Here is a 22469-nt window from a genome sequence, read left to right on the forward strand (position 1 = left end):
GCGGCTTGTTCACGGGTCGTTCGCGGCTCGCTCGCCGATCGGCGTCGCCGGAGATCATGCGCGTGTTTGCGTGCGTGTTTTGTGCGCGATCGTTCACGCGTCCTAGGCGCCATTGCCTGAATGCGCGGACCGCGAGCGCATTATTGCCGCGCGCGCGTCGGACTGCTCGCTCCTGTTCGAAAGCCGCTCTCAACGCGACTTCTTCTGCTTGCGCTGATGGCTCCCTTCGTCGGGTTCGTCGGGATCGACGGCGATCGGATCGCTCGCGGGAAAGGTTTCTTCGAGCGCCTCGTCGAGGCGATCCTCCGTGGTGTGGGGTTCCTCGGCTGGCTTCGGTGCTTTCGGCTTCGTGTTTGACATGACGTGCTCCGCTATGACGTTCTACGGTATCGAGCAATCAGAATAGCTCAATCGCGCGAACGCGACCGCCTCGCCGAATGGCATAGGACGATGCGCATGCGCACTCGTCGCGCGCGCCGTCATTCGACATTCGGAAAGCGTCATGAAGTGGCAATAGGCAGAAGAGGCTGTCGATGCAGGCCGATGGAATTGCTCGCCTGACGATTCGTTCTTTCCGCATCGGGACGGCGGCGCGCGCAGCGTGCCGATGTGGCGGCGGACATGCGAGGAGACCCATGCAACCGGACGGATATCACAGCAGGAGGCAGCGCCTGCACGCGACGCACTTCGTCGAATCGGAATTGCAGCATCTGGAATGGGCGACGCGTCAACCGATGATGCGCAGGCTCAACGCACGCTATTGGCGTCGCAGGGTGCTGGAAGTGAAGGGCGGCTATGAGTTGACCGCGCAGCAGGGCGTGCGGATCGAGAGGATGCTGAAGCAGCTGGCCGATCGCGCCGGCTCGTCCGTCGCTTGAAACGCCGGCGCGCCGCGCGCGCCGGTTCTCGACGTGTCGCCGCCCGTTCGTTCGGCGGCTCGTTCGGCCGCTCATCGAGCGCGGCGCGTTGGGTGGTGGCTTTGGGGTGGGCTATCGGGCGGCTCGGGCCGCTTATTCCGCGTTCCCGCCGTTGTTGTTGCCCTGATCGTTGCCCGCGCCATACAAGCGCCGGCGGCGCGTGACGACCACCGGGCCGTCCGACGACGACCGGTCCGAGGGCGCTTGCGGCGCGCCGCCATACGGCTCGCGCTGTTCGCGCGGCTCGCGATGCTCACGCGCGCCGTGCGGACCGCGCGCGGCATGTTCGCCATGCGACGGCCGTCCTCCTGCGCGCGGCGCGGGACGCGTGCCCGTGTCGAGCTGGATCGTCGAGATGGCGCGCTTGTAGATGCCTTGCAGCCCGACGGGCGTGCGCAGCATCACCAGGTACTGATCGAACGACTCGATGCAGCCCGTCAGCCGGATACCGTTGACGAGGTAAATTTCGACGCGCTTGCGTTCTTTGCGCGCCGCGTTCATGAAGTCGTTTTGCGGATGCGATTCTGCGGGAGGCATGGACAGTTATGTATAGAAAATCGGTTGTTCGCCGGGGATTTTACCCGTTGTGGCCGCGGGCCGGCGTGACGGGCGCCAAACGCGAACTGACTGACGCCCACTATAACCACTTGTGAGCGCGGAAGCATCCTTTAAAGCCCATGTGTAACGTTGAGTTACCAAATCTTGCCCCGCAATGCGCGCCATCCAACGTTCGCGTGCGTCATCGGGCAATGAGCATGCCGCGTGCAAAGCATGTAACTCAGGGCAAGACCGGAAGGCGGAAAGGTAATAAATGGCCGATGCTCCGGAATAAATCGCATGCCATGAGCGTTCATCAATCAGGCATCGCACACAAGGCTGCGGCATTCGCTGCCGGCATCGTGCGATTCCGCATGATTTGTCCATTCAACGCATGGCTGCGTCACGTATGGCGTGGTCCATACAGGAGGGTCTTCATGAAAGTGTCCAGATTGGTATCTGCAGCATTCGTGATCATTGCGTTAGGGTTTGCTTCGCTGTCGTTGAGCGCGTGTCAGTCCACCGGCGACATGAATTCGTCGGGCGCGAGCAACAGCGGCACGAGCGGCAGCAGCGGCGGCTATTGATGCGCGCTCGCTTGACGGCTAGCGCCGGGTGAAGAAGTTCGAAGCGGAGGTGATTTCGTGGCTCCCGCAGTTGCGCCGCTACGCGCGCGCACTGACGGGCGACCCGGCTTGGGCGGACGATCTGGTTCAGGATACGGCCGAGCGCGCGCTCGCGCGATGGAAGGGGTTCCGACCCGACAGCAATCTGCGCGCGTGGCTCCTCACGATCCTGCGCCACCTTTACATCGACCAGTTGCGCGTGCGCCGCGAGATCGCGGTGGACGACGAAAGCGCGCCGTGGCGCAATCTCGAAGCGCCGCACGGCGAAGTCGACGGGCTGGTGTTGCGCGACGTGCAGCGCGCGCTTTATTGTCTGCCCGTCGAGCAGCGTGAAGTGATGCTGCTCGTGTGCGTGGAGGAGTTGAGCTATCAGGAGGCGTCGGCCGCGCTCGGCGTGCCGATCGGCACGGTGATGTCGCGGCTGTCCCGCGCGCGGGAGCATATGAGGGCGCTGTTGACGGAAGGGCCAGTGCAACACAAGTCGCCGTCGCTGAAAGTGGTGAGAAACGGGGCGGGGAACGGGCAATGAACAACGACGAACATTCGAGCGGTTCGACGGGCGCGCCCGATCTGCGCGCGCTGTCGGCATTCGTCGATAACGAATTGCCGGAGAGCGAACGCGCGGCCGTGCGCGAGCATCTTGCGAAAGATCCGCAGGCGGCCGCGCAGGTCGCGTCGTGGCGCGCTCAAAAGGCCGCTTTGCAGGCGCTGTGCGGCGTAAACGAGCGCGAGCGCGAGGAGCCACCGGTGATCGTGCTGCGTGCCCGCGTGCCGTGGTGGCGGCGCGTGGGCATTGCGGCGTGCTGGGTGATCGCGGGCGCGGGGCTTGCGCTCGCGCTGGGGCCGCTCGTCCCGCATCTGACGGGCGGCAGCAACGGCGACGTCATGTCGTTCGCGAAGCGCGCGGATATCGCCTACGCCGTCTACACGCCGGAGAGCCGGCATCCCGTCGAAGTCGCCGCGAGCGAGGAAGAGCATCTGATCGCGTGGCTGTCGAAGCGGCTCAACCGTCATCTGTCCGTGCCTTCGCTGCAGGAATACGGCTATACGCTCGTCGGCGGGCGGCTGCTGCCGGGCGAAGCGGGGCCCGCCGCGCAATTCATGTACGAAAGCCAGAGCGGCGCGCGGCTCACGCTCTACGTGACGGGTATTCCTAAGGACGAAACCGCGTTCCGTCTGTTCCGTGACGGCAATCGCCGCACGTTCTACTGGATCAGCGACCACATGGGCTACGCGCTCTCGGGACCGATCGAGGAAGCCAAGCTGCGGTCCATTGCGATCGAAGTCTGCGGGGAGCTCGGCGGACGTCCGGAGGCGTGGCAGTAGCGCGCGCCGGGCTTCTCTTCGCTTCGCCTTGTCTGGCCCATATAACCGAAATACCGGGTAACAAAACCGGCCGCGCCGCAATCCGCGCCCCAGGAATAGCGCCGCACGCGTGTGCGTTTATGTCGTTATGCAGGCGGGTGTTCCGCCGGCTTCGACGGGCGCGAAATAGTGGCTTGTCGCCTGCCTGCAAGGCGAATCGATGGCGTCTTCACGGCGTCGGCGCGCGACGCGTGCCGCGACACCGCACCGTCGAAGCAGGATCAATCATGCGTACTTTGTTAGGAATGGGCGCGGCGATGTGCGTATGCGCCAGTTGCGCGGTGCCCACCGCGCAGCCCGTCGCCGCGCAGGAGCAGTTCATCGACAACGCGAGCGACACCGTATGTCAGCCCGTCGTGGGCCAGGCGGAAATCGACGGCACGATGCAGCAGATCAGCGGCATCGCGTGCAGGCAGCCGGACGGCACGTGGCAGATCCAGCAGGGCGACGGCACGGACGCGACCGTCGTCTATCCCGTTCCGGCCTATCCTTACTATGATCCGTGGTATTGGGGACCGCCTGTCGCGATTGGTATCGGCGGATCGTTCGTGTTCGTCGACCACTTCCATCATTTTCACCACATGCATCACGTGCATTGGGGGCATCCGGGCGGCGGCTTCAACGGGCACGGCGGCTTCGTCGGACACGGCGGCTTCAACGGACACGGCGGCTTCAACGGACACGGTGGATTCCACGGTGGGGGCGGCATGCACGGCTGGGGCGGCGGATCGCCCACGTGGGGCGGCATGGGCGGCATGCATGGAGGCGGCGCGCGCGGACGCTGAACACGCCGTCTCGCGTGCCGCATGGGCGCCGTCTGCCGAATGCCGCCACGAGCAACAATAACTCGACGCAGAACTCAACGCAGCATGGCCGACGCCATATGGAGGCGCCTTGACACGCACTTTGCCGCCGGACGTTTCCGCCGCGACATTCGATCGCGCGCTCGCCGCATTTGAAGCGATCGTCGGCGCGACGCAGGTCGCGTCGTCGGCGGCGAGCCTCGCGCCTTATGCCGACCCTTTCGCGCCGGGCACGCTCGCCGCGTCGTTCGTGCCGTCGGCGGCGCTGCTGCCCGCGAACGTCGACGAGATCCGCGCGATCCTGCGCGTCGCGAACGAATATCGCATTCCGCTGTGGACGGTGTCGACGGGGCGCAACTTCGCGTATGGCGGTGCGGCGCCCCGGCTCACGGGATCGGTTGTGCTCGACCTGCAACGGATGAACCGCATTCTCGCCGTCGACGAGCAACTCGCGTACGCGCTCGTCGAGCCCGGCGTCAGCTACTTCGATCTGCATCACTATTTGCGCGAGCGCGGCTACAGGCTGTGGGTCGATCCGCCCGCGGCGGGCTGGGGCAGCATCGTCGGCAATACGCTCGAGCGCGGCTTCGGCACGACGGCCTACGGCGATCACGCGGCGACACAGTGCGGGATGGAGGTCGTGCTCGCGAACGGCGACATCGTGCGCACGGGCATGGGCGGCATCGAGATCGGCACGTCGTGGCAGGCCTTCAGGTACGGCTATGGGCCGTCGTTCGATCCGATGTTCATGCAGTCGAACTACGGCATCGTCACGAAGATGGGCGTCTGGCTGATGCCTGCGCCGAGCGCGTATCTGCTGGGCGAAATCCAGTTTCAGCGCGACGGCGATCTGGAAGCCATCGTCGAGACGCTGAGGCCGCTGCGCCTCGACGGCACGATAGCCAATCATGCCGTGATCGAAGGCGCGTTGCGGCGCGCGGCGGGCCTCGGGCCGCGTTCGCAGTGGTATCGGGGCAAGGGCGCGATGCCGGAAAGCGCGATCGCGTCGATGACCGACGCGCTGAAGATCGGCCGCTGGAACCTGCACTATGCGCTGTACGGCGATCGCGACGTGATCGACGCGAAAGAGACGCTCGTGCGCCGCGCGTTCGGCCGCATTCCGGGCGCGCGGACGATGTCGAAGGTGTACGACGGCAAAGCGGAGCCCGAAGCGGGCGGCGATCGCAACCTGGCGGGCATTCCGGCGATGACGGCGTTCAGGATGCTCGACTGGCGCGGCGGCAGCGGCGCGCATGTCGATTTTTCGCCCCTATGTCCGGCGACGGGGCGCGATGCGATGCGCCAGTACACGATGGCGCAGGCGCGCGCGAACGAATACGGCTTCGATTACTACGGCGGCTTCACAGCGGGCGAGCGGCATCTGCATCACATCGCGGCGGCGATCTTCGATCACAGCGACGCACGGCAAAGCGAACAGGCCGGCGATCTGCTGCGCGCATGGATGAGCGATGCGCACGGCGCGGGCTATGGCGAATACCGCTCGCATCTCGTCTACATGGATTTCGCGGCGGCGCGCTACAACTTCAACGATGGCGCGCTGCTGCGGCTGTCGGAGACGATCAAGGACACGCTCGATCCCGCGGGCATTCTGTCGCCGGGCAAGCAGGGCATCTGGCCGAAGGCGTATCGCGACAGGCGCGGTTATACGTGATTGGCGTGATGACGCCGCATGCAGGGGGAAGGAGGTAGCGTCGACATGAAACGTCGCACATTCATCGCGGCGGGCGCGTGGCTATCGGCGACGGCGGCCTGGGGCGTGCCGTGGCTTCATGCCGATGGCCTGCTTGCCGACATCGCGTTGATCGATACGAGCTTGCCGGAATCCGCGGCCTTGTCGGCGCATGCGGCACGCGTACGTCTGCCCGCCTTCGACATCAACGACGCGCCGCACGCCGATATCGCTGCGCTGTGGTACGAAACGCTCGCGCCGCGCGCGGCGCAGGCGGGCGGGCGCCTTACGCTGATCGGCGTCACGCGCGCCGCCGACTTTTTCGTGCTTGCGCGTCTCGCGCTGCAGCCGGGCGCTGCGCTCACGCGGGCACATGCCTCGATGTCTGCACAGGCGCAGAGCGCGGCCGTCGCCTTCGCGCTCACGACCTGATCAGAACTTGTACTCCGGGTTCTTCGGATCGAACGCCATGTCGTCGAAGGTCTTTGGCGTGATCGTCACGAACACGATGCGCTCGAAGATCTGTCCATCGTTGCCATACGATTCGACCATTCTGAAATACGGATGCCGCAGATCCAGCCCGAGCACTTCCTTCTTCGCATAGAACTCGGGCTGGCCCGTCGGCGTCTCGTACGTGAACGCGACGACGCGCACGCCGTCGAGCGTCTTCACCTCGATCTGCGCGGGATGCGTGATGCCGGCCTCGGCGAACTTTCTGCCTTCGTCGAGAAACTGCTGCGCGATGAATTCGGTGCCGAGATCGCGCACGCGATGATTCGACTGCGCGCGCGCCAGTGATCCGTCGATCGACGTCCACAGCGGCATGATGTTGAACAGGCCGCCGAGGTGGCCGTACATTTCGTCGCTGCGCCTGGACTCGTCGTAGATGATTTCCTGGCCCGAGTGCGGGCCGCCCGGCAGCCACTTGCTGTAGATGCGCAGCGGATCGCGCGTGAGCCGCACGAGCATATGATCGGGCTTGCGCGGCCACACGCCGCGAATGCGCTCCTGGCGCAGCATCGTGAACTCGTACGACGGATAGCCGTTCGGGCCTTCCTCGATATAACGCGGCACGGTCAACGGATCGATCGATTCGAACAGCGCGACGAGTTGCGCATCGTCCATCTGTTCGAGCGCGCCGCTTTGGGCGGCGCGACGCAGCCATTTGACCTGCCGTTCGAGCGGCAGCTTCGCGACTTGCGCGGCGGCATCGTTTGCGATCTGCGGGGTATTCGGCGCCAGTGCTGCTGCCTCGGTCTGCGCGAAGGCCGCGCCCGCCATGCCCACCATCAGCGCGCAGACGAGATGGGCGGCGCGAAGCCGGGTCCAGCGCGAGCGTTTGTTCACAAACATCGGTTGATGCATGCATCGCTCCAAAAAGCGCGGACGGCTTCGTCGCCCCGGCTGCGCGTTCAGACGCGCAAGGGCACGCGTCAGTCAGGCCGTCACGATGATTTCAGCTTCGCCAGCTCCTGCTCGCGCAGCTCGCGCCGCAGGATCTTGCCGACATTGGTTTGCGGAAGCTCGTCGCGGAACTCGACGACTTTCGGCACCTTGTAGCCCGTCAGATTCTTGCGGCAGTGCGCGATCACCTGCTCTTCAGTGAGCGACGGATTGCGCCGCACGACGAACACCTTCACGCGCTCGCCCTGCGCGACATCGGGAATGCCGATCGCGGCCACTTCGCGGACGTCGGGATGCATCGCGATCACGTCCTCGACCTCGTTGGGATAGACGTTGAAACCCGACACGAGAATCATGTCCTTCTTGCGGTCGATCAGACGGATGTAGCCGCGCGAATCCATCACGCCGATATCGCCCGTCGCAAGCCAGCCTTCGTCGTCGAGCACCTTCGCGGTCTCCTCGGGTCGGTTCCAGTAGCCCTTCATCACCTGCGGTCCCTTCACGCACAGCTCGCCCGCCTCGCCGATATTCGCCCAGCTGCCGTCGTCCTTGCGAAAGCGCACTTGCGTCGACGGCGCGGGCAGGCCGATCGAGCCGTCGAATTCGCGCATGTGCTTCAGATCCACCGGATTCATCGATACGATCGGTGAGCATTCCGTGAGCCCGTAGCCTTCGATGATCGGCTTGCCCGTCACTTCGCGAAAACGGTCGGCGACGGCTTTCTGCATCGCCATGCCGCCCGCCATCGCGAGCTTGAGCTTCGAGAAGTCGCGTCGGCGGAATTCCTCGTCGTCGAGGAACGCGTTGTAAAGCGTATTGACGGCCGTGATGCCCGTGAACGTCTCGTGGCGCAGGATCTTCATCACGCGCTTCGTATCGCGCGGATTCGCGATCAGGATGTTGCGCCCGCCGAGCCCCATGAAGATCATCGCGTTCACGGTCAGCGAGTAGATGTGATAGAGCGGCAGCGGCGTGAGCACCGTTTCGATGTCGTCGGTGAGCTGGCTCTCGGCCCATACCTTCGCCTGCAGCAGATTCGCGACGACGTTGCGGTGCGTGAGCATCGCGCCTTTCGCGACGCCCGTCGTGCCGCCCGTGTATTGCAGGAACGCGAGGTCCGTGGGCGCGATCTGGACAGGCGTGAGCGCCCGGCCGTAGCCGGTCGCGAGCGCGTCGAGCAGTTGAACGGCTTGCGGCAGTTCGTACGCGGGCACGAGCTTCTTCACGTGCCTGAGCATGAAGTTGATCAGCTTGCCCTTCAGGTTCAGGCCGTCCTTCAGCAGATCGCCGAGCGCGGTGACGATCACGTGCTGCACCCGCGTGCCCGCGAGCGAATCCTGAACTGTCTTTGCGAAGTTCTCGAACACGACGATCGTCTGCGCGCCGCTGTCCTTCAGCTGATGCGACAGCTCGCGCACCGTGTACAGCGGATTCACGTTGACGACGATCGCGCCCGCCTTCAGCACGCCGAAGAGCGCGATCGGATATTGAAACGTGTTCGGCAGCATGATCGCGACGCGCTCGCCGGGCTTCACGCCGATGCTCTGCAAGTACGAAGCGAAGGCCGTCGCCTTGCGCGCAAGCTCCGCATACGTGAGGCTCTCGCCGACGCTCACATAGGCGACGCGCTCGCGAAAGCGCGTCGTGCAATCGTCGAAGAACTCGACGAGCGACGCGTACTGCGACGCGTCGATCTCACGCGGCACTTCGGGCGAGTACGACGCGAACCAGATACCGTCCGTGTTCGGCGCGGCGTGGGCGGAGGAGGGCGCGGCAGGTGGCTGTGTGGATGGCTGCAACGGCGGCTGTGCCGGCGACGGCGACTGGGATTGCGACGGCGACCCGGACTGCGTTTGCGTCTGCGTCTGCGCGGAATGCGAAGCGGTGGGCTCGGTCATGGTGGCGTCTCCTGGGTCTCTGGGCGTCGTTGTGTGCTGGTTGGGCATGAACCGTTCGGGTTGCCAAAGGTAGCCGGCGATTGGGTGGCAACGGTCGGGAGCGCGATTCTACCGCTCCAGGATCGCGACGACGCCCTGGCCGCCCGCCGCGCAGATCGATATCAGGCCGCGCGCGGTGCCCGCCGGCTTGTCGAGCTGCGCGAGCAGCTTTGCGAGGCCCGCGACGATGCGCCCGCCCGTTGCGGCGAACGGGTGGCCTGTCGCAAGCGATCCGCCGTTCACGTTCATTTTCTCGCGATCGATCGTGCCGAGCGCGCCCTCGAGTCCCAGTTGCGTGCGGCAGTAATCATCGTCCTGCCAGGCCGCGAGCGTGCAGAGCACCTGCGCGGCAAACGCCTCGTGAATTTCGTAGAAGTCGAAGTCCTGCAACGTCAGGCCCGCGCGTTTCAGCATGCGCGGCACGGCGTACGCAGGCGCCATCAGCAAGCCCTCCTTTTTGTCGAAGAAATCGACGGCGGCCGTCTCCGACCATGTCAGCCATGCAAGCACGGGCAGGCCGCGCGCGGCCGCCCACTCTTCGCTCGCGAGCAGCACGGCCGATGCGCCGTCCGTCAGCGGCGTCGAGTTGCCCGCCGTCATCGTGCCCGCGTCGCGGTCGAACACGGGCTTGAGCGACGCCAGCTTTTCGAGCGTCAGATCGCCGCGCAGATTGTTGTCGCGCGCGAGTCCGCGATACGGCGTCATCAGGTCGTTCAGGAAGCCGCGCGCGTAGGCCTCCGTCAGCTTGCGGTGGCTATCGTAGGCGAGCACGTCTTGTGCCTCGCGCGAAATGCTCCAGCGCTTGGCCATCCGCTCGCAATGCTCGCCCATCGACAGCCCCGTGCGCGGCTCGCTGTTGCGCGGCAGCAGCGGCTTGAAGAACATGCCTGGCCGCAGCTTCGTCAGCGCGCCGACGCGTTGCGCCGCCGATCTGCCGCGATTCGCTTCGAGCAGGATCTTGCGCATCCGTTCGTTCACGCCGATGGGCGCATCGGAGGTCGTATCGACGCCGCCCGCGATACCCGCGTCGATTTGCCCGAGCGCGATCTTGTTGGCGACGAGAATCGCCGCTTCGAGGCCCGTGCCGCACGCCTGCTGGACGTCGTACGCGGGTGTTTCCTTCGCGAGCGTGGTCGACAGCACGGCTTCGCGCGTCAGGTTGAAATCGCGTGAATGCTTGATGACGGCGCCCGCCGCGACTTCGCCGAGGCGCTCGCCGTGCAGGTTGTAGCGGTCGATCAGACCTTGCAGCGTGAAAGTCAGCATGTCCTGGTTCGAGGCCGTCGCGTATGCCGTATTCGAGCGCGCGAACGGGATGCGGTTGCCGCCCAGTATCGCGACGCGGCGCGCGGCGGGAAGCGGTTGTGACGGGTGAGGCATCGGGAAGCTCCGTGGTCGCGTCCGTCTGTGCGACGGATCAGGTCGGCATGAAACACCCGGCGCCTGCTTCAGAACGAATCAGGCGGGGCGATGATTCCATCGTGATGGCGAATTGCGTGCGTGACGGGTTTGCGGGGGGTGCGGGCGCGATTCTGCGCGGTCTGCGCCGAACATCGGCCGCCTCATAGCGGATTCCACTGGAACCGGCCCCGCAGATGCGGCTTGCCGCTCTGCGGATCGCGCACTTCGAACTCGCGCGCAGTCGGCGACGGCGATGCCGTCCACAGCGACGCTTCGCCGGGCAGCAGCATCGGCGCCCTGAATTCGCCTGCGAGCGTCGCATCGGCGAGCCGCTTCGGCGGCTGCAGCGCGGCGGCCGTGCGCGCGAGCGTCCACATGCCGTGCGCGATTGCGCGCCGAAAGCCGAACGCCCTTGCGGAGAGCATCGACAGGTGGATCGGGTTGTAGTCGCCCGATGCGCGCGCGTAGTCGCGGCCCAGTTGCGCGGGCAGCTGCCAGCGCGAGTTGCGCGCAAGCGCGCTGCCGTCCGTTTCGAGCGGGCTCAGCGGATCGCCGTTCGCCGCGACGCCGCGCTTCAGGTACACGCTGTCGCCGTCCCAGACGGCTTCGCCGCGCCGGTAGATGCGCGTCTGCATCACGAACGCCTGACCTTTGTCGTGACGCAGGCGCGCGCCGAATTCGACTTCGACGCGCAGGGTGTCGTCGAACGAAAGCGGGCGGCGCATGCGCACGCTGTTCGCCAGATGGACGATGCCGAGCGCGGGCCACGGAAATGCCGGGTCGGTCAGCAACAGCAGATGCAGAGGAAACGCGAGCAGATGCGGATACGTGAACGGAATGCCCTGCTCGGGAAAAAAGCCGCAGACGCGCGCATAGCGTTCGATCGCGACGGAATCTAGCGCGACGGCAGGGCGCACGAGGCGCAGCGCGGGCAGCTCCGTCGGCCGGTTGCGCTGAAAGCGCTTGGCCACGCCCGACAACGCGCGCGCATACAGCTTCGCGGGCTGCGGCAGTTCGGGCAGGACCACTGTTTTCGGGCGCGGCGCGCCGAACATCGGGCGGGAGTCGAACAGGGCCATGACCGTCACGCTCCTATCAGGCTTTGGCCGCACACGCGCACGACCTGACCCGTGATGCCCGCCGAGCCCGGATGCGCGAGCCACGCGATGGTCTGCGCGACATCGACGGGCTGGCCGCCCTGGCTCATCGAGTTCATCCGGCGGCCGGCTTCGCGTATTGCAAGCGGCATCTTCGCCGTCATCTGCGTTTCGATGAAGCCGGGCGCGACGGCGTTGATCGTGATGCGCCGTTTCGCCAGATGCGGCGCCATGCTCTGCACGCGTCCGATCACGCCCGCCTTCGATGCCGCGTAGTTCGTCTGCCCGAGGTTGCCCGCGATGCCGCCGATCGACGAAACGCAGACGATGCGTCCGCCGTCGCGCAGCGTGCCCGCTTCGAGCAGCGCGTCGTCGATGCGTTCCTGCGCGGACAGATTGATGTCGATCACGTCGCGCCACGCCGGCTCGGCCATCTTCGCGATGGTTTTGTCCTTCGTGATGCCCGCGTTGTGCACGAACACATCGGCGCCGAGCTCGTCGAGGGCCGCCGCGATCTGCGCGGGGGTTTCGGGCGCGGCGATGTCGAATGGCAGCGCCGTGCCGGAGATCTGGCGCATCGTGGCGTCGAGTGCGTCAGTGGCGGCGGGCACGTCGATGCCCGTCACGTGCGCGCCTTGCGCGGCGAGCACGTTCGCGATCGCCGCGCCGATGCCGCGCGCCGCGCCCGTCACGACGGCGCGTTGGCCCGCGAGCGGCTGGGTCCAGTCGAAATCCTCGCCGGGCGCGGAAGGCGCCGTGCCGATCCGCACGACCTGGCCCGACACATAGGCCGAGCGCGGCGACAGGAAAAAGCGCAAGGTCGATTCGATGCCGCTGTCGTTGTGATGTTCGACGCTGCTTGTGGTGCTGCTTTCGGCGCTGCTTTTGGACCCTTCGGCGACATAGACCAGATTCGACGCGATGCCGCGCCGCGCTTCCTTGCCGAGCGAACGCGTCACGCCTTCGAGCGCGCGCTGCGCGGTCCATTGGCGCGGGCTCGCGCAGGCCTCGGGCGGGCGGCCCAGCACGACGATCCGTCCGCACTTGTCGAGCGAGCGCAGCGCGTCGTGAAAGAACGCGTAGACGGTGTCGAGCTGCGCGCTGTCCGCGATGCCGCTCGCGTCGAACACGAGCGCCCGCACGCTCGCCTGCGAGCCAGCGGCGTGACCGGCGAGCTGGGCGGGCTCGAAGCGGCCCGTCATCAGGCCGTGGCGGTTCGCGAGCGGCATCCACGCGCTCGCGCCCGCGTGCGCGACGCTCGTCATGCCGATACGCGCGATCACGCCGGCGAGCGCGTCGAGCAGTTGCGGCGACGGCCCCGCGCCGACGGCCACGATGCCGTCGAATTCGGGCGCATCGGCGCGGTAGCGGCGCAGCACTTCGGGCTTCGGCAAGTGGAGCGAGCGCGCGACCCGCGCGCCCAGCGGCGAATTGACGAAGTTCAGGTAGGAATCGTTCATCGCGTTGTTGGCTCCTGGCCTGACGGATGGCGTCAGTGTGCACGGTGCGCGTGACTTGCCGCAAGCGTGGCTAAATCGTGCATTCGTCCCGCGTTCATCGAATGTTCATCGCACGGCCATCAGGATGCCATCGAGGTGACTGACATCAGGCGGCCAGCTGCGTCGCGTTGTCGAGCGCGTCCTTGCGCCGCTGCAGATCGGCGAGCATGCCGAAGTCCGCGGGGAAATCGTCGACCTTCACGATCTCGGCCGCAAAGCGCGCGTAGTCGTCGAGCACCTTGCGCTCGTCTTCGTCGATGAAACCGCGCTGCTGCGCCGCTTCGTTCCAGCCAGCTAGATCGGCGAGGCTTTGCGGAAGCGGATCGATACGGCCATGCCGGATTGCTTCGCGCAGGCGCTGTTCGATCTGCGCGACACGCGGCGCAAGCGCCAACGCGAGTTCGCCGCAACCGAGCGCGTCGACCTCGACATGCGGCACGTACGAGTCCGCGAGCAGCCGGTCGCGCGCGGCGCCAGGCGTCTGCATCAGCTCGGCGACGGCGCTGCCGAGTGCGTCGGACGGCGCGCGATACGGCAGCCCGAACGGGAACGCGAGCGCCCGCACGAAGCCCGCTGCGACGCGGCTCGGATAGTTGCGCAGCACGCCATCGAGGGCTGTTTGCGCGCGATGCAGCGCGTCTTCGACGCCCCATTGCACGAGCGGCAGATCGCTCGCCTCGCGGCCTTCGTCCTCGAAACGTTTGAGCGTCGCCGAGATCAGATAGAGCTGCGACAGCACGTCGCCGAGCCGCGCCGAAATACGCTCGCGCCGCTTCAGGTCGCCGCCCAGCACGAAGATCGACACATCCGCGAGCAGCGCGAATGTCGTCGACAGGCGTGTTGTCGCGCGATAGTAGCCCGCGAGCGGCGCATGTGCGCGCTGCGGCTTCGCGATCAGCGCGCCGCCCGTCACGCCATCAACGAAACAGCGCACGACGTTCGACAGCGTGAAGCCGATGTGCCCGAAGAGCGCCTCGTCGAAATCACGCAGCGCGTTCGCGTGGCCCGCTTCATTGCCCGCCTCGCGCGCCGCGGCCATTTCCTTTAGCAGATACGGATGGCAGCGGATCGCGCCCTGGCCGAAGATGATCAGGCAGCGCGTGAGGATGTTCGCGCCTTCGACGGTGATCGAGATGGGCACCTGCTGATACGCGCGCGCGAGGAAGTTCGACGGGCCCATGCAGATGCCCTTGCCGCCGAGGACATCCATGCCGTCGTCGATCACTTCGCGGTTGCGCTCGGTGATGTGGTACTTCGAGATCGCCGAGATCACCGACGGCTTCTCGCCGAGATCGACGGCCTGCGCGGACAGGCGGCGCGCGGCGTCCATCACGTACAGATTGCCGCCCATGCGCCCGAGCGCTTCCTGCACGCCTTCGAACCTGCCGATCGGCGTGCGGAACTGCCGTCGCACGGCGGCATAGGCACCGACTCCGCGCACCGCGACTTTCGACATGCCCACATTCGACGACGGCAGGGAGATCGCGCGCCCCGCCGCGAGGCATTCCATCAGCATGCGCCAGCCGTTGCCAACCTGGTCGCGTCCGCCGATCACCCAGTCGAGCGGGATGAACACGTCGTTGCCCCAGTTCGGGCCGTTCTGGAACACGGCGTTCAACGGCCAGTGACGGCGTCCGATGTTCACGCCCGGGTGGCTAGTCGGAATCAGCGCGCACGTGATGCCGGGCTCGTCTTCGCTGCCGAGCAGATGATCGGGATCGAGCGCGCGAAACGCGAGGCCGAGCACCGTCGCGATGGGCCCGAGCGTGATGTAGCGCTTGCTCCACGTCACGCGAAAGCCGAGCGTCTCGCGTCCTTCGAACGTGCCGTTGCAGACGATGCCGATGTCGGGAATCGCCGCGGCGTCAGAGCCCGCGTAAGGGCTCGTCAGCGCGAAGCAGGGTATTTCGTCGCCGCGTGCGAGACGCGGCAGATAGTGGTTCTTCTGCGCATCGGTGCCGTATTGCAGCAGCAGTTCGGCGGGGCCGAGCGAGTTCGGCACCATCACCGACACGGCGGCCACCGAGCAGCGCGAGGCGAGCTTCATGATGACCTGCGAATGCGCGTACGCGGAGTAGCCTTTGCCGCCGTATTGCGCCGGAATGATCATCCCGAGGAAACCCTTGTCCTTGATGAACTGCCAGGCCTGCGGCGACAGGTCTTGCCAGACGGCCGTCGTTTCCCAGTCGTTCGCCAGATCGCACAGCTGCTCGCATTCGTTGTCGAGAAACGCCTGCTCCTGCGCGGTGAGCTTTGCCGGGCCGTGGCCGAGCAGCGTGTCCCAATGAGGGCGTCCCGAGAAGAGTGCCGCGTCCCACCAGACGGTGCCTGCTTCGATCGCGTCGCCCTCGGTCTGCGACATGTCGGGCAGGGTCTTGCGGAAGACGTCGAGCACGCGCCGGCTCACCCACGCGCGGCGCAGCGGCCTGATCGTCAGCACGAGCGCGGGAACGATCAGCACGATCGCGAGGCAAGTAGTCGTCAGCGCGCCCGCTGCGCCCGTCAGGCGCGCGGCCGCGACCCACACGATCAGAAACGCGAGCCACCACGACGTACGCGCCCGCGCGTAGACGAGCGCCCCGGCAGCGACGATCAGTGCAACGATGAACCACGGCATGACGACCCCTCCTGTTCGACGACGCGAACCTGGCCGCGTGCGCGTCCCTCGATGCGCGGGCGGCTCGCGTGTTCTTCGCGTTGTTCTCGAGTTGTTCGATGCGCGGCGAGTGTGTCTGCCGTCATCTGCGGTTATCCGTTGCAGCCGGCGTGCCCGCGCGGTTCCTCGCATCGTCGCGCGCCGTGGATGGCTGATTCGCTGGCCTTGGGTTTGGCCATTCTTTCAGCCCGTGCTGCGCTGCGCCGCGCGAGAGAACCGCGCGCTATCTACCCACGCAAGGGATGATCCGCCGCGTCAACCGTGCGCGGCGAAGCGTGAGCCGGCATCGTGTGCGTCCGCTTGCTCGCCGCCGTGCGCCGGCTCCCCGTACGGTTGCGCGTCAGGCCTGGGTTCGGCGCGCATCGGCGGTCGCTGCGGTGTGCCAGGTGCTGGCATCTGCGCGTGAACAGCGGCCGGCGACGTGCCGTTTGTCGCGACATCCGCTTGTGCGTCGCGGACGGCGTCGCAAGCGATGTCGGCGCTGCCCGCGTCGCCGAGCACGGAGGCAAACGTGGCGAGCTGGCTCGCATCGGGCAACGGCGCCTTCAGTGCGGACACGATCAGCGACGCGAGCCGCGCGATCAGTTGCAGATCGCTCATCGACTTGCCTTGCGAGAATTCGGTGATGAGGTTGTTCGTGTCCGCGCCCGCGAGCACGCCCGACAGCGCGCCGATCGCGAAGTGCAGACGCCAGCCGAGTTCCTCGCGCGGAAGATGCGGCAGCGCGCGCTGGAACGCTTCGAAAAAGCGCTCGGATACCGATGCGTAATGTGCGCTCAAAAAGTCGCGGATGAACGAGGAGGGATCGGTGTACGCGCGGCCGAGCAGCCGCAGGAACGCCTTGCCGCCGATGCGCGTATCGCGCGACACGCGCAGCGCCGGAATGAACATCGCGCCGAGCACGTGCTCGCAGGTGAGCCGCGGGCCGAGCAGCGCGTCGAAGCGGTCGAGCAGCTTCAGGCGCTCCTGGTTCAGCAGATCGAGACGCCGCGACAGCATCGCGTGCATCAGCGCTTCCTTGCTGCCGAAGTGATAGTTGACGGCGGCCAGGTTGACCTCGGCCTTCGATGTGATCTGCCGCAACGACATCGCTTCGTAGCCGCATTCGATGAAGAGCGTTTCGGATGCGTCGAGGATGCGCGATTTCGTGTCGCCGGTGTGCCGGCTCGTCGTGCGAGTTGCCATGTTGCGTCTCCCTCTGTCGGCTTTTTTGCCGGCCGCAAACGATCGATTGAATTTCGATTTTGAAACGTGCGTTTTTTTCAGGATAAAAATGGAGCTCGTGATCGGGCAAGAGATGAGTGTCGATGGACTCCTCTAAAAAGCGTCCGACCGCGCATCCCCTCGCGGACGACGCGGACAAAAAAGGCCGCTCCGATTCGGATCGGAGCGGCCTCGTGGTTGCTGCGTTGGCTGGGGCGCCGCGCGGCGCCCTTATGTGATGTCGTGTGCTGCTGTGTGTCGTTACGGCGCGGTGCTCAGTCTACCGTCGCTGTGACCTGTTCGGCGGATTGTGTCATATCGATGCCACGCCGTTCACGGCTGAAGAGGATCAGCACGGCGATCACGACGGCCACCACGCCCGCGACGACGGCCATCGCCATCGCGTAGTTGTTGTTGTTGCTGACGGCAAACGACGCCTGCATCGTCGCGTTGACGGAAGCGAGCAGGTTGCCGAGCTGATAGACGAGTCCGGGGAACGTCGCGCGGATTTCGTCGGGCGAGATCTCGTTCAGATGCACGGGGATCACACCCCACGCGCCTTGCACGGAGATCTGCATCAGGAACGCGCCCGCCGCGAGCGCGATGGCCGTGCTCGAGAACGCCCACAGCGGCAGCACGGGCAATGCGATCAGCGCGGCGATGAAGATCGCGCGCCGGCGGCCGATGCGCTCCGAGAACGCGCCGAACGTAAGCCCGCCGACGATCGCGCCGATGTTCAGCGTGATCGTGATCAGGGACACCGTGTGCGGATCGAAGTGATGCTGTTCGCGCAGGAAGGTCGGATACAGATCCTGCGTGCCGTGCGAGAAGAAGTTGAAGGCCGTCATCAGGACGATCGCGTAGATCGACAACACCCAGTTGCGCTTGAGCGTGACAAGCAGGCCGGGACGCGCATGCTTTTCCATCGCGACCCACGCGGGCGATTCCTTCACGTGCGCGCGCACGTACATGACGAGCAGCGCGGGCAGCACGCCGACGAAGAACATGCCGCGCCAGCCGATGTATTGATAGAGCACGCCGAACACGATCGACGCCAACAGATAGCCGCTCGGATAGCCCGCTTGCAGCAGGCCCGATACGAAGCCGCGCGCTTTCGGGGGCACGGTCTCCATCGTCAGCGCGGAGCCGACGCCCCATTCGCCGCCCATCGCGATGCCGAAGAGGGCGCGCAAGACGAGCAGCGTCGTGAGATTCGGCGAGAAGCCGGACAGCAGTTCGAGCAGCGAGTAGCACGCGATGTTGACCATCAGCGTCGGACGGCGGCCGAATTTATCGGCGAGACGTCCGAAAATCAGCGCGCCGAGCGGGCGCATCGCCAGCGTGAGCGTAATGCCGAATGCGACTTCCGGGATTTTCGTATTAAATTCGGCCGCGATATCTTTCAGAATAAAAACCATCAGAAAGAAATCGAATGCGTCGAGGGTCCAGCCCAGATATGCAGCGATCGTGACGTTTCTCTGTTCCCGAGTCCAGCTCATTTCAATTGTTCTCCTGTCGACCGGAGTCAACGCTTTAACGCCTGCTCTGGTCCCATGCAACCTGGTTGCAGTCTCCGATATCCCGTGCCGCCCAATGCCGTTTAAAGGGCAATTGCACGGGACGCCGCGCCCCGTATGCGAAGGCTTCGAGCGAGTGTACGCCGACCATTAAGCGGCTGCATGTAACGACACCGCTTTGTCGATGGTAATCCCCGGGAAATCAGATGTGGAAACGGGAATAATGTTTGATGAATGTAATTAATGTAGTTGGTTTGATTGTTTGGTATTTTTATTTTGTAATTATCGGGAATGAGAAATGCTCAATTTCCGGTCCTTCTGTTTGCGATGGCAGCGCGATGGGAATCAAGTCCGGCGTGACAGGGCGTCTTGCGATCAGAGTCCGCAGAACAAGAACCGCAAAAACAAAAAACCCCGCTGGCTGTTCGCTTTGCGGGGTGATCTGTTTTAGCTGTGCTAGCGTGGTCCCAGGAGAGGACTCGGTCGGCTTTGCTTCCTGGTCCAGAAATGAAAAAAGGCCGGCATGTGCCGACCTTTTTAAATACGTGGTGCCCAGGAGAGGACTCGAACCTCCACGGTGTTGCCACCGCTAGGACCTGAACCTAGTGCGTCTACCAATTCCGCCACCTGGGCACGTCTCAAGCTAGACCGCTATTTTAGCGAGAAGAATCTGCGTGTCAATCGGTATTTCGAAAAACGCTTCATCTTTTCGCCGGTTGTTCGCGCATCAAATGACTCGATGCGACGCGGTGAACAACCGACCTGCAACTTCCACAGCGCTTTGTGCTGCGGTTCCTGAACCGCAGCACAAAGCGCTGCTCTCACAACAATGAAAAACCGCCCGAAGGCGGTTTTTCATTTGAATCTGGTGCCCAAGAGAGGACTCGAACCTCCACGGTGTTGCCACCGCTAGGACCTGAACCTAGTGCGTCTACCAATTTCGCCACCTGGGCAAGGTGCGTTTGAAGCAGAGACAGCGATTATAGCGTGTCGGCGAACCGTGTCAAGCGTTTCTCGAAATCGCCTGCGCGGCACGCGCGATGCCGGTGAACACGCCGCACGCATGTCGCGCAATCGCCCGCCGGGCGGCGCGTGGCGGGCAAGACGGGTGTTAGAATCCCCGCAATAGTACGCAGGCACGGCGCATGGGCCCGTCGCGCGCATGGCAGGCAACGGGGGCCGCGCCGTCGTCTTCCGTCAGAAAGAGCAGTCGCAGTCACGAGTGCAGTTGCAGTCAGATAGAGCAGCGTCATCACACCCGCCGACGTCCACGCAACGAGAACAATCATCGACAAGCCCTTGAGCAAATATCCGTATCCGATTCCAAGCCGCGAAGAAATCCTCGGCGTGCTGCGCACGAGTGAAGCGCCGCTTGCCGCGAACGACATCGCCGAAGCACTGTCGATCAAGCGCCAGGAGCGCGAAGGGTTCTTCAAGCGCCTCGCCGCGATGGAGCGCGATGGCCAGATCAGACTCGATCAGCGCGGGCATTATCAGTTGACCCATCCGTCGAACTTCGTCGCGGGCCGCGTGCAGGGCCATCGCGACGGCTACGGTTTTCTGATCCGCGACGACGGCCAGGACGATCTGTTCCTGCCGACGGGCGAAATGCAGAAGGTCATGCACAACGATCGCGTGCTTGCGCGCATCGTCGGCTATGACCGGCGCGGTCGGCCCGAAGGCCACATCGTCGAGGTCACGGACCGCGCGAACAAGCGCGTGATCGGGCGCCTGCTGAACGAGAATGGCGCGCTGATCGTCGTGCCCGAAGAGAAGCGCATCGGCCACGACATCCTGATCACGCAGAACACGAAGAAGGCGAAGGTCGGGCAGGTGGTGGTCGTCGAGCTGACCGATTTTCCGAGCCGCCATTCGCAGCCGCTCGGGCGCGTCGTCGAAGTGCTCGGCGATATCGACGATCCCGGCATGGAAATCGAAATCGCCGTGCGCAAGTACGGCGTGCCGCACGAGTTCAGCCAGGCCGCGCTCGACGATGCCGCGAAGCTGCCGGACGAAGTGCGTCCCGTCGACATTAAACATCGCGTCGACTTGCGCGACGTGCCGCTTGTGACGATCGACGGCGAAGACGCGCGCGACTTCGACGATGCTGTCTACTGCGAGCCGATCAAGGTCGGACGAGGCGATGGCTTTCGCCTGATCGTCGCGATCGCCGACGTGTCGCATTACGTGCTGCCCGACAGCGGCCTCGATGTCGATGCGATCGAGCGCAGCACGTCGGTGTATTTTCCGCGCCGCGTGATTCCTATGCTGCCGGAAAAGCTGTCCAACGGACTCTGCTCGCTCAATCCGCAAGTGGACCGCTGCGTGCTCGTGTGCGACATGGTGATCACCGCGCGCGGCGAGATCAAGGCGTATCAGTTCTATCCGGGCGTGATGCATTCGGCCGCGCGTCTCACGTACACGGAAGTCGCCGCGATCCTCACTAACACGAAGGGTCCGGAAGCCACGCGCCGCGCCGCGCTGCTGCCGCAACTGCAGCACCTGTACGGCGTCTACAAGTCGCTGTTCGCCGCACGCCAGAAGCGCGGCGCGATCGACTTCGACACGACCGAGACGTACATCGTCTGCAATGCGCAGGGCAAGATCGAGCAGATCGTGCCGCGTCACCGCAACGACGCGCACAAGCTGATCGAGGAGTGCATGCTGGCCGCGAACGTCTGCGCGGCCGACTTCATGAAGCGCAACAAGCATCCGGGCCTGTATCGCGTGCACGCGGGTCCGACGGCGGAGCGCCTCGAAAACCTGCGCACGTTCCTGCGCGGCATGGGGCTCACGCTCGGCGGCGGCGACACGCCGCATGCAAGCGATTACGCCGCGCTGATGGCGCACATCCGCGACCGGCCCGATGCGCAGATGCTGCAGACGATGCTGCTGCGCTCGATGCAGCAGGCCGTCTACAGTCCGGACAACATTGGCCACTTCGGTCTCGCGTACGAGGCGTATGCGCACTTCACGAGCCCGATTCGCCGCTATCCCGATCTGCTCACGCACCGCGCGATCTACGCGATCCTGCAGGGCCGCAAGTACGAGCCGAAGACGCCGCATGGCGTCGAGCTGAACACGGCGCTGTCGCAGCGCGCCCGCGCACTGCAGGCCGAAGACGAAAAACGCGGCGGCCGCGGCCGCCCGAACACGGCGATCTGGGAAGAACTCGGCTTGCACTGCTCGTCGAACGAGCGCCGTGCCGACGAGGCATCGCGCGATGTCGAAGCGTGGCTCAAGTGCTACTTCATGCGCGACAAGCTTGGCGAAGAATATGGCGGCATGGTGAGCGGCGTGACGTCGTTCGGCATCTTCGTGCAGCTCGATGCGCTCTTCATCGAAGGGCTCGTGCATGTGACGGAACTGGGCTCCGACTACTTCCAGTACGACGAGATCAAGAACGAACTGCGCGGCGAACGTACGGGCATTCGTTATCGCCTGTCGGATCGCGTGCGCGTGCAGGTAAGCCGCGTCGATCTCGACGCGCGCAAGATCGATTTCCGTCTCGTGCGCGATCTGCCCGTGAAGCCGCAAGCGCATCGCGCGACGTCGGCGGAGAAGGCAAGCGATCTCGGCGGTCCGCGCGTGCGTTCGATCGACCGCGCGGAGCCCGTCGACGGCGCGCGCCGCAAGAAGGCCGCGCCCGCGCAGACGGCGGCCGTAAAGGAAGCGCGTGCGGCGCGCAAGGCGGGCGCATCGAAGAAGCGCGCGGCGTCGAAGTCGTCCGCGAAGCCCGCGCGCAAGAAGCGTTGATTCTGTTGTAACGCCGCGCGCGTTTTCACTGCGCGCGGCGCCGTTCTCATCGGGTGCGCCT

18 protein-coding genes and 2 tRNA genes are annotated in these 22469 nt (G+C 65.2%); 8 read left to right on the forward strand and 12 right to left on the reverse strand.

Annotated elements, in window-relative coordinates; all coding sequences use genetic code 11:
* Nucleotides 1–189: 189 nt before the first annotated feature.
* A complete protein-coding gene (locus BN2476_RS47145) occupies nt 190–360 on the reverse strand; it encodes a hypothetical protein (protein ID WP_162849226.1) in 171 nt (56 codons plus the stop codon).
* Between the two features lie 275 nt (nt 361–635).
* On the opposite strand from BN2476_RS47145, the gene BN2476_RS03480 reads away from it, so the two are divergent.
* A complete protein-coding gene (locus BN2476_RS03480) occupies nt 636–878 on the forward strand; it encodes a hypothetical protein (protein WP_087732760.1) in 243 nt (80 codons plus the stop codon).
* Between the two features lie 132 nt (nt 879–1010).
* Here the strand turns inward: BN2476_RS03480 and hfq are convergent, their stop codons facing one another.
* Entirely contained in the window at nt 1011–1454 is a 444-nt protein-coding gene (gene hfq / locus BN2476_RS03485) for an RNA chaperone Hfq (protein WP_087732761.1), read from the reverse strand.
* Nucleotides 1455–1891: 437 nt separating this feature from the next.
* Here hfq and BN2476_RS47150 point away from each other — a divergent pair, with 437 nt between their 5' ends.
* From BN2476_RS47150 to BN2476_RS03515, 6 genes are all read left to right on the forward strand, one after another.
* Entirely contained in the window at nt 1892–2041 is a 150-nt protein-coding gene (locus BN2476_RS47150) for a hypothetical protein (RefSeq protein ID WP_162849227.1), read from the forward strand.
* Nucleotides 2042–2069: 28 nt separating this feature from the next.
* Nucleotides 2070–2609: a sigma-70 family RNA polymerase sigma factor gene (locus BN2476_RS03495; RefSeq protein ID WP_087732763.1), complete on the forward strand. Its 540-nt coding sequence runs from the start codon at nt 2070–2072 to the stop codon at nt 2607–2609.
* The gene (locus BN2476_RS03500; RefSeq protein WP_087732764.1) at nt 2606–3406 is read left to right on the forward strand and encodes an anti-sigma factor family protein; all 801 of its coding nucleotides are present in this window, start codon (nt 2606–2608) and stop codon (nt 3404–3406) included. Before BN2476_RS03495 ends, BN2476_RS03500 begins: the two co-directional genes overlap by 4 nt.
* A gap of 266 nt (nt 3407–3672) precedes the next feature.
* Nucleotides 3673–4230 (forward strand): hypothetical protein, encoded by a 558-nt coding sequence (locus BN2476_RS03505; protein WP_087732807.1) that lies wholly within the window; start codon nt 3673–3675, stop codon nt 4228–4230.
* Between the two features lie 109 nt (nt 4231–4339).
* On the forward strand, nt 4340–5920 hold the full coding sequence (locus BN2476_RS03510) for an FAD-binding oxidoreductase (protein WP_087732765.1): 1581 nt from the start codon (nt 4340–4342) through the stop codon (nt 5918–5920).
* 45 nt (nt 5921–5965) lie between these two features.
* Complete coding sequence (locus BN2476_RS03515) at nt 5966–6370, forward strand: hypothetical protein (protein ID WP_087732766.1); 405 nt, start codon at nt 5966–5968, stop codon at nt 6368–6370.
* Here the strand turns inward: BN2476_RS03515 and BN2476_RS03520 are convergent, their stop codons facing one another.
* The 10 genes from BN2476_RS03520 to BN2476_RS03565 form a co-directional block, all read right to left on the reverse strand.
* Nucleotides 6371–7303 carry a DUF1571 domain-containing protein gene (locus tag BN2476_RS03520; RefSeq protein WP_087732767.1) on the reverse strand — a complete coding sequence of 311 codons (933 nt, stop codon included), beginning with the start codon at nt 7301–7303 and terminating at the stop codon, nt 6371–6373.
* 80 nt (nt 7304–7383) lie between these two features.
* Nucleotides 7384–9240, reverse strand: a complete 1857-nt coding sequence (locus BN2476_RS03525; RefSeq protein WP_087732768.1) for an AMP-binding protein — start codon at nt 9238–9240, stop codon at nt 7384–7386.
* A gap of 108 nt (nt 9241–9348) precedes the next feature.
* Nucleotides 9349–10659: an acetyl-CoA C-acetyltransferase gene (locus tag BN2476_RS03530; protein ID WP_087732769.1), complete on the reverse strand. Its 1311-nt coding sequence runs from the start codon at nt 10657–10659 to the stop codon at nt 9349–9351.
* Between the two features lie 182 nt (nt 10660–10841).
* Nucleotides 10842–11759 carry a MaoC family dehydratase gene (locus tag BN2476_RS03535; protein WP_087732808.1) on the reverse strand — a complete coding sequence of 306 codons (918 nt, stop codon included), beginning with the start codon at nt 11757–11759 and terminating at the stop codon, nt 10842–10844.
* Between the two features lie 5 nt (nt 11760–11764).
* Nucleotides 11765–13237: a 3-oxoacyl-ACP reductase gene (locus BN2476_RS03540; protein WP_087732770.1), complete on the reverse strand. Its 1473-nt coding sequence runs from the start codon at nt 13235–13237 to the stop codon at nt 11765–11767.
* A gap of 145 nt (nt 13238–13382) precedes the next feature.
* Complete coding sequence (locus BN2476_RS03545) at nt 13383–15893, reverse strand: acyl-CoA dehydrogenase (protein WP_087732771.1); 2511 nt, start codon at nt 15891–15893, stop codon at nt 13383–13385.
* Nucleotides 15894–16187: 294 nt separating this feature from the next.
* Complete coding sequence (locus tag BN2476_RS03550) at nt 16188–17117, reverse strand: TetR/AcrR family transcriptional regulator (RefSeq protein ID WP_087732772.1); 930 nt, start codon at nt 17115–17117, stop codon at nt 16188–16190.
* Between the two features lie 293 nt (nt 17118–17410).
* Complete coding sequence (locus BN2476_RS03555) at nt 17411–18634, reverse strand: MFS transporter (RefSeq protein WP_087732773.1); 1224 nt, start codon at nt 18632–18634, stop codon at nt 17411–17413.
* Between the two features lie 564 nt (nt 18635–19198).
* Nucleotides 19199–19285: transfer RNA gene (locus BN2476_RS03560), tRNA-Leu, on the reverse strand.
* Between the two features lie 233 nt (nt 19286–19518).
* Nucleotides 19519–19605 (reverse strand) — tRNA-Leu (locus BN2476_RS03565).
* Between the two features lie 346 nt (nt 19606–19951).
* Here BN2476_RS03565 and rnr point away from each other — a divergent pair.
* On the forward strand, nt 19952–22408 hold the full coding sequence (gene rnr / locus BN2476_RS03570; RefSeq protein ID WP_087732774.1) for a ribonuclease R: 2457 nt from the start codon (nt 19952–19954) through the stop codon (nt 22406–22408).
* Nucleotides 22409–22469 lie beyond the last annotated feature (61 nt).

Source organism: Paraburkholderia piptadeniae, from assembly GCF_900007165.1.
Taxonomy (GTDB): Bacteria; Pseudomonadota; Gammaproteobacteria; order Burkholderiales; family Burkholderiaceae; genus Paraburkholderia; species Paraburkholderia piptadeniae.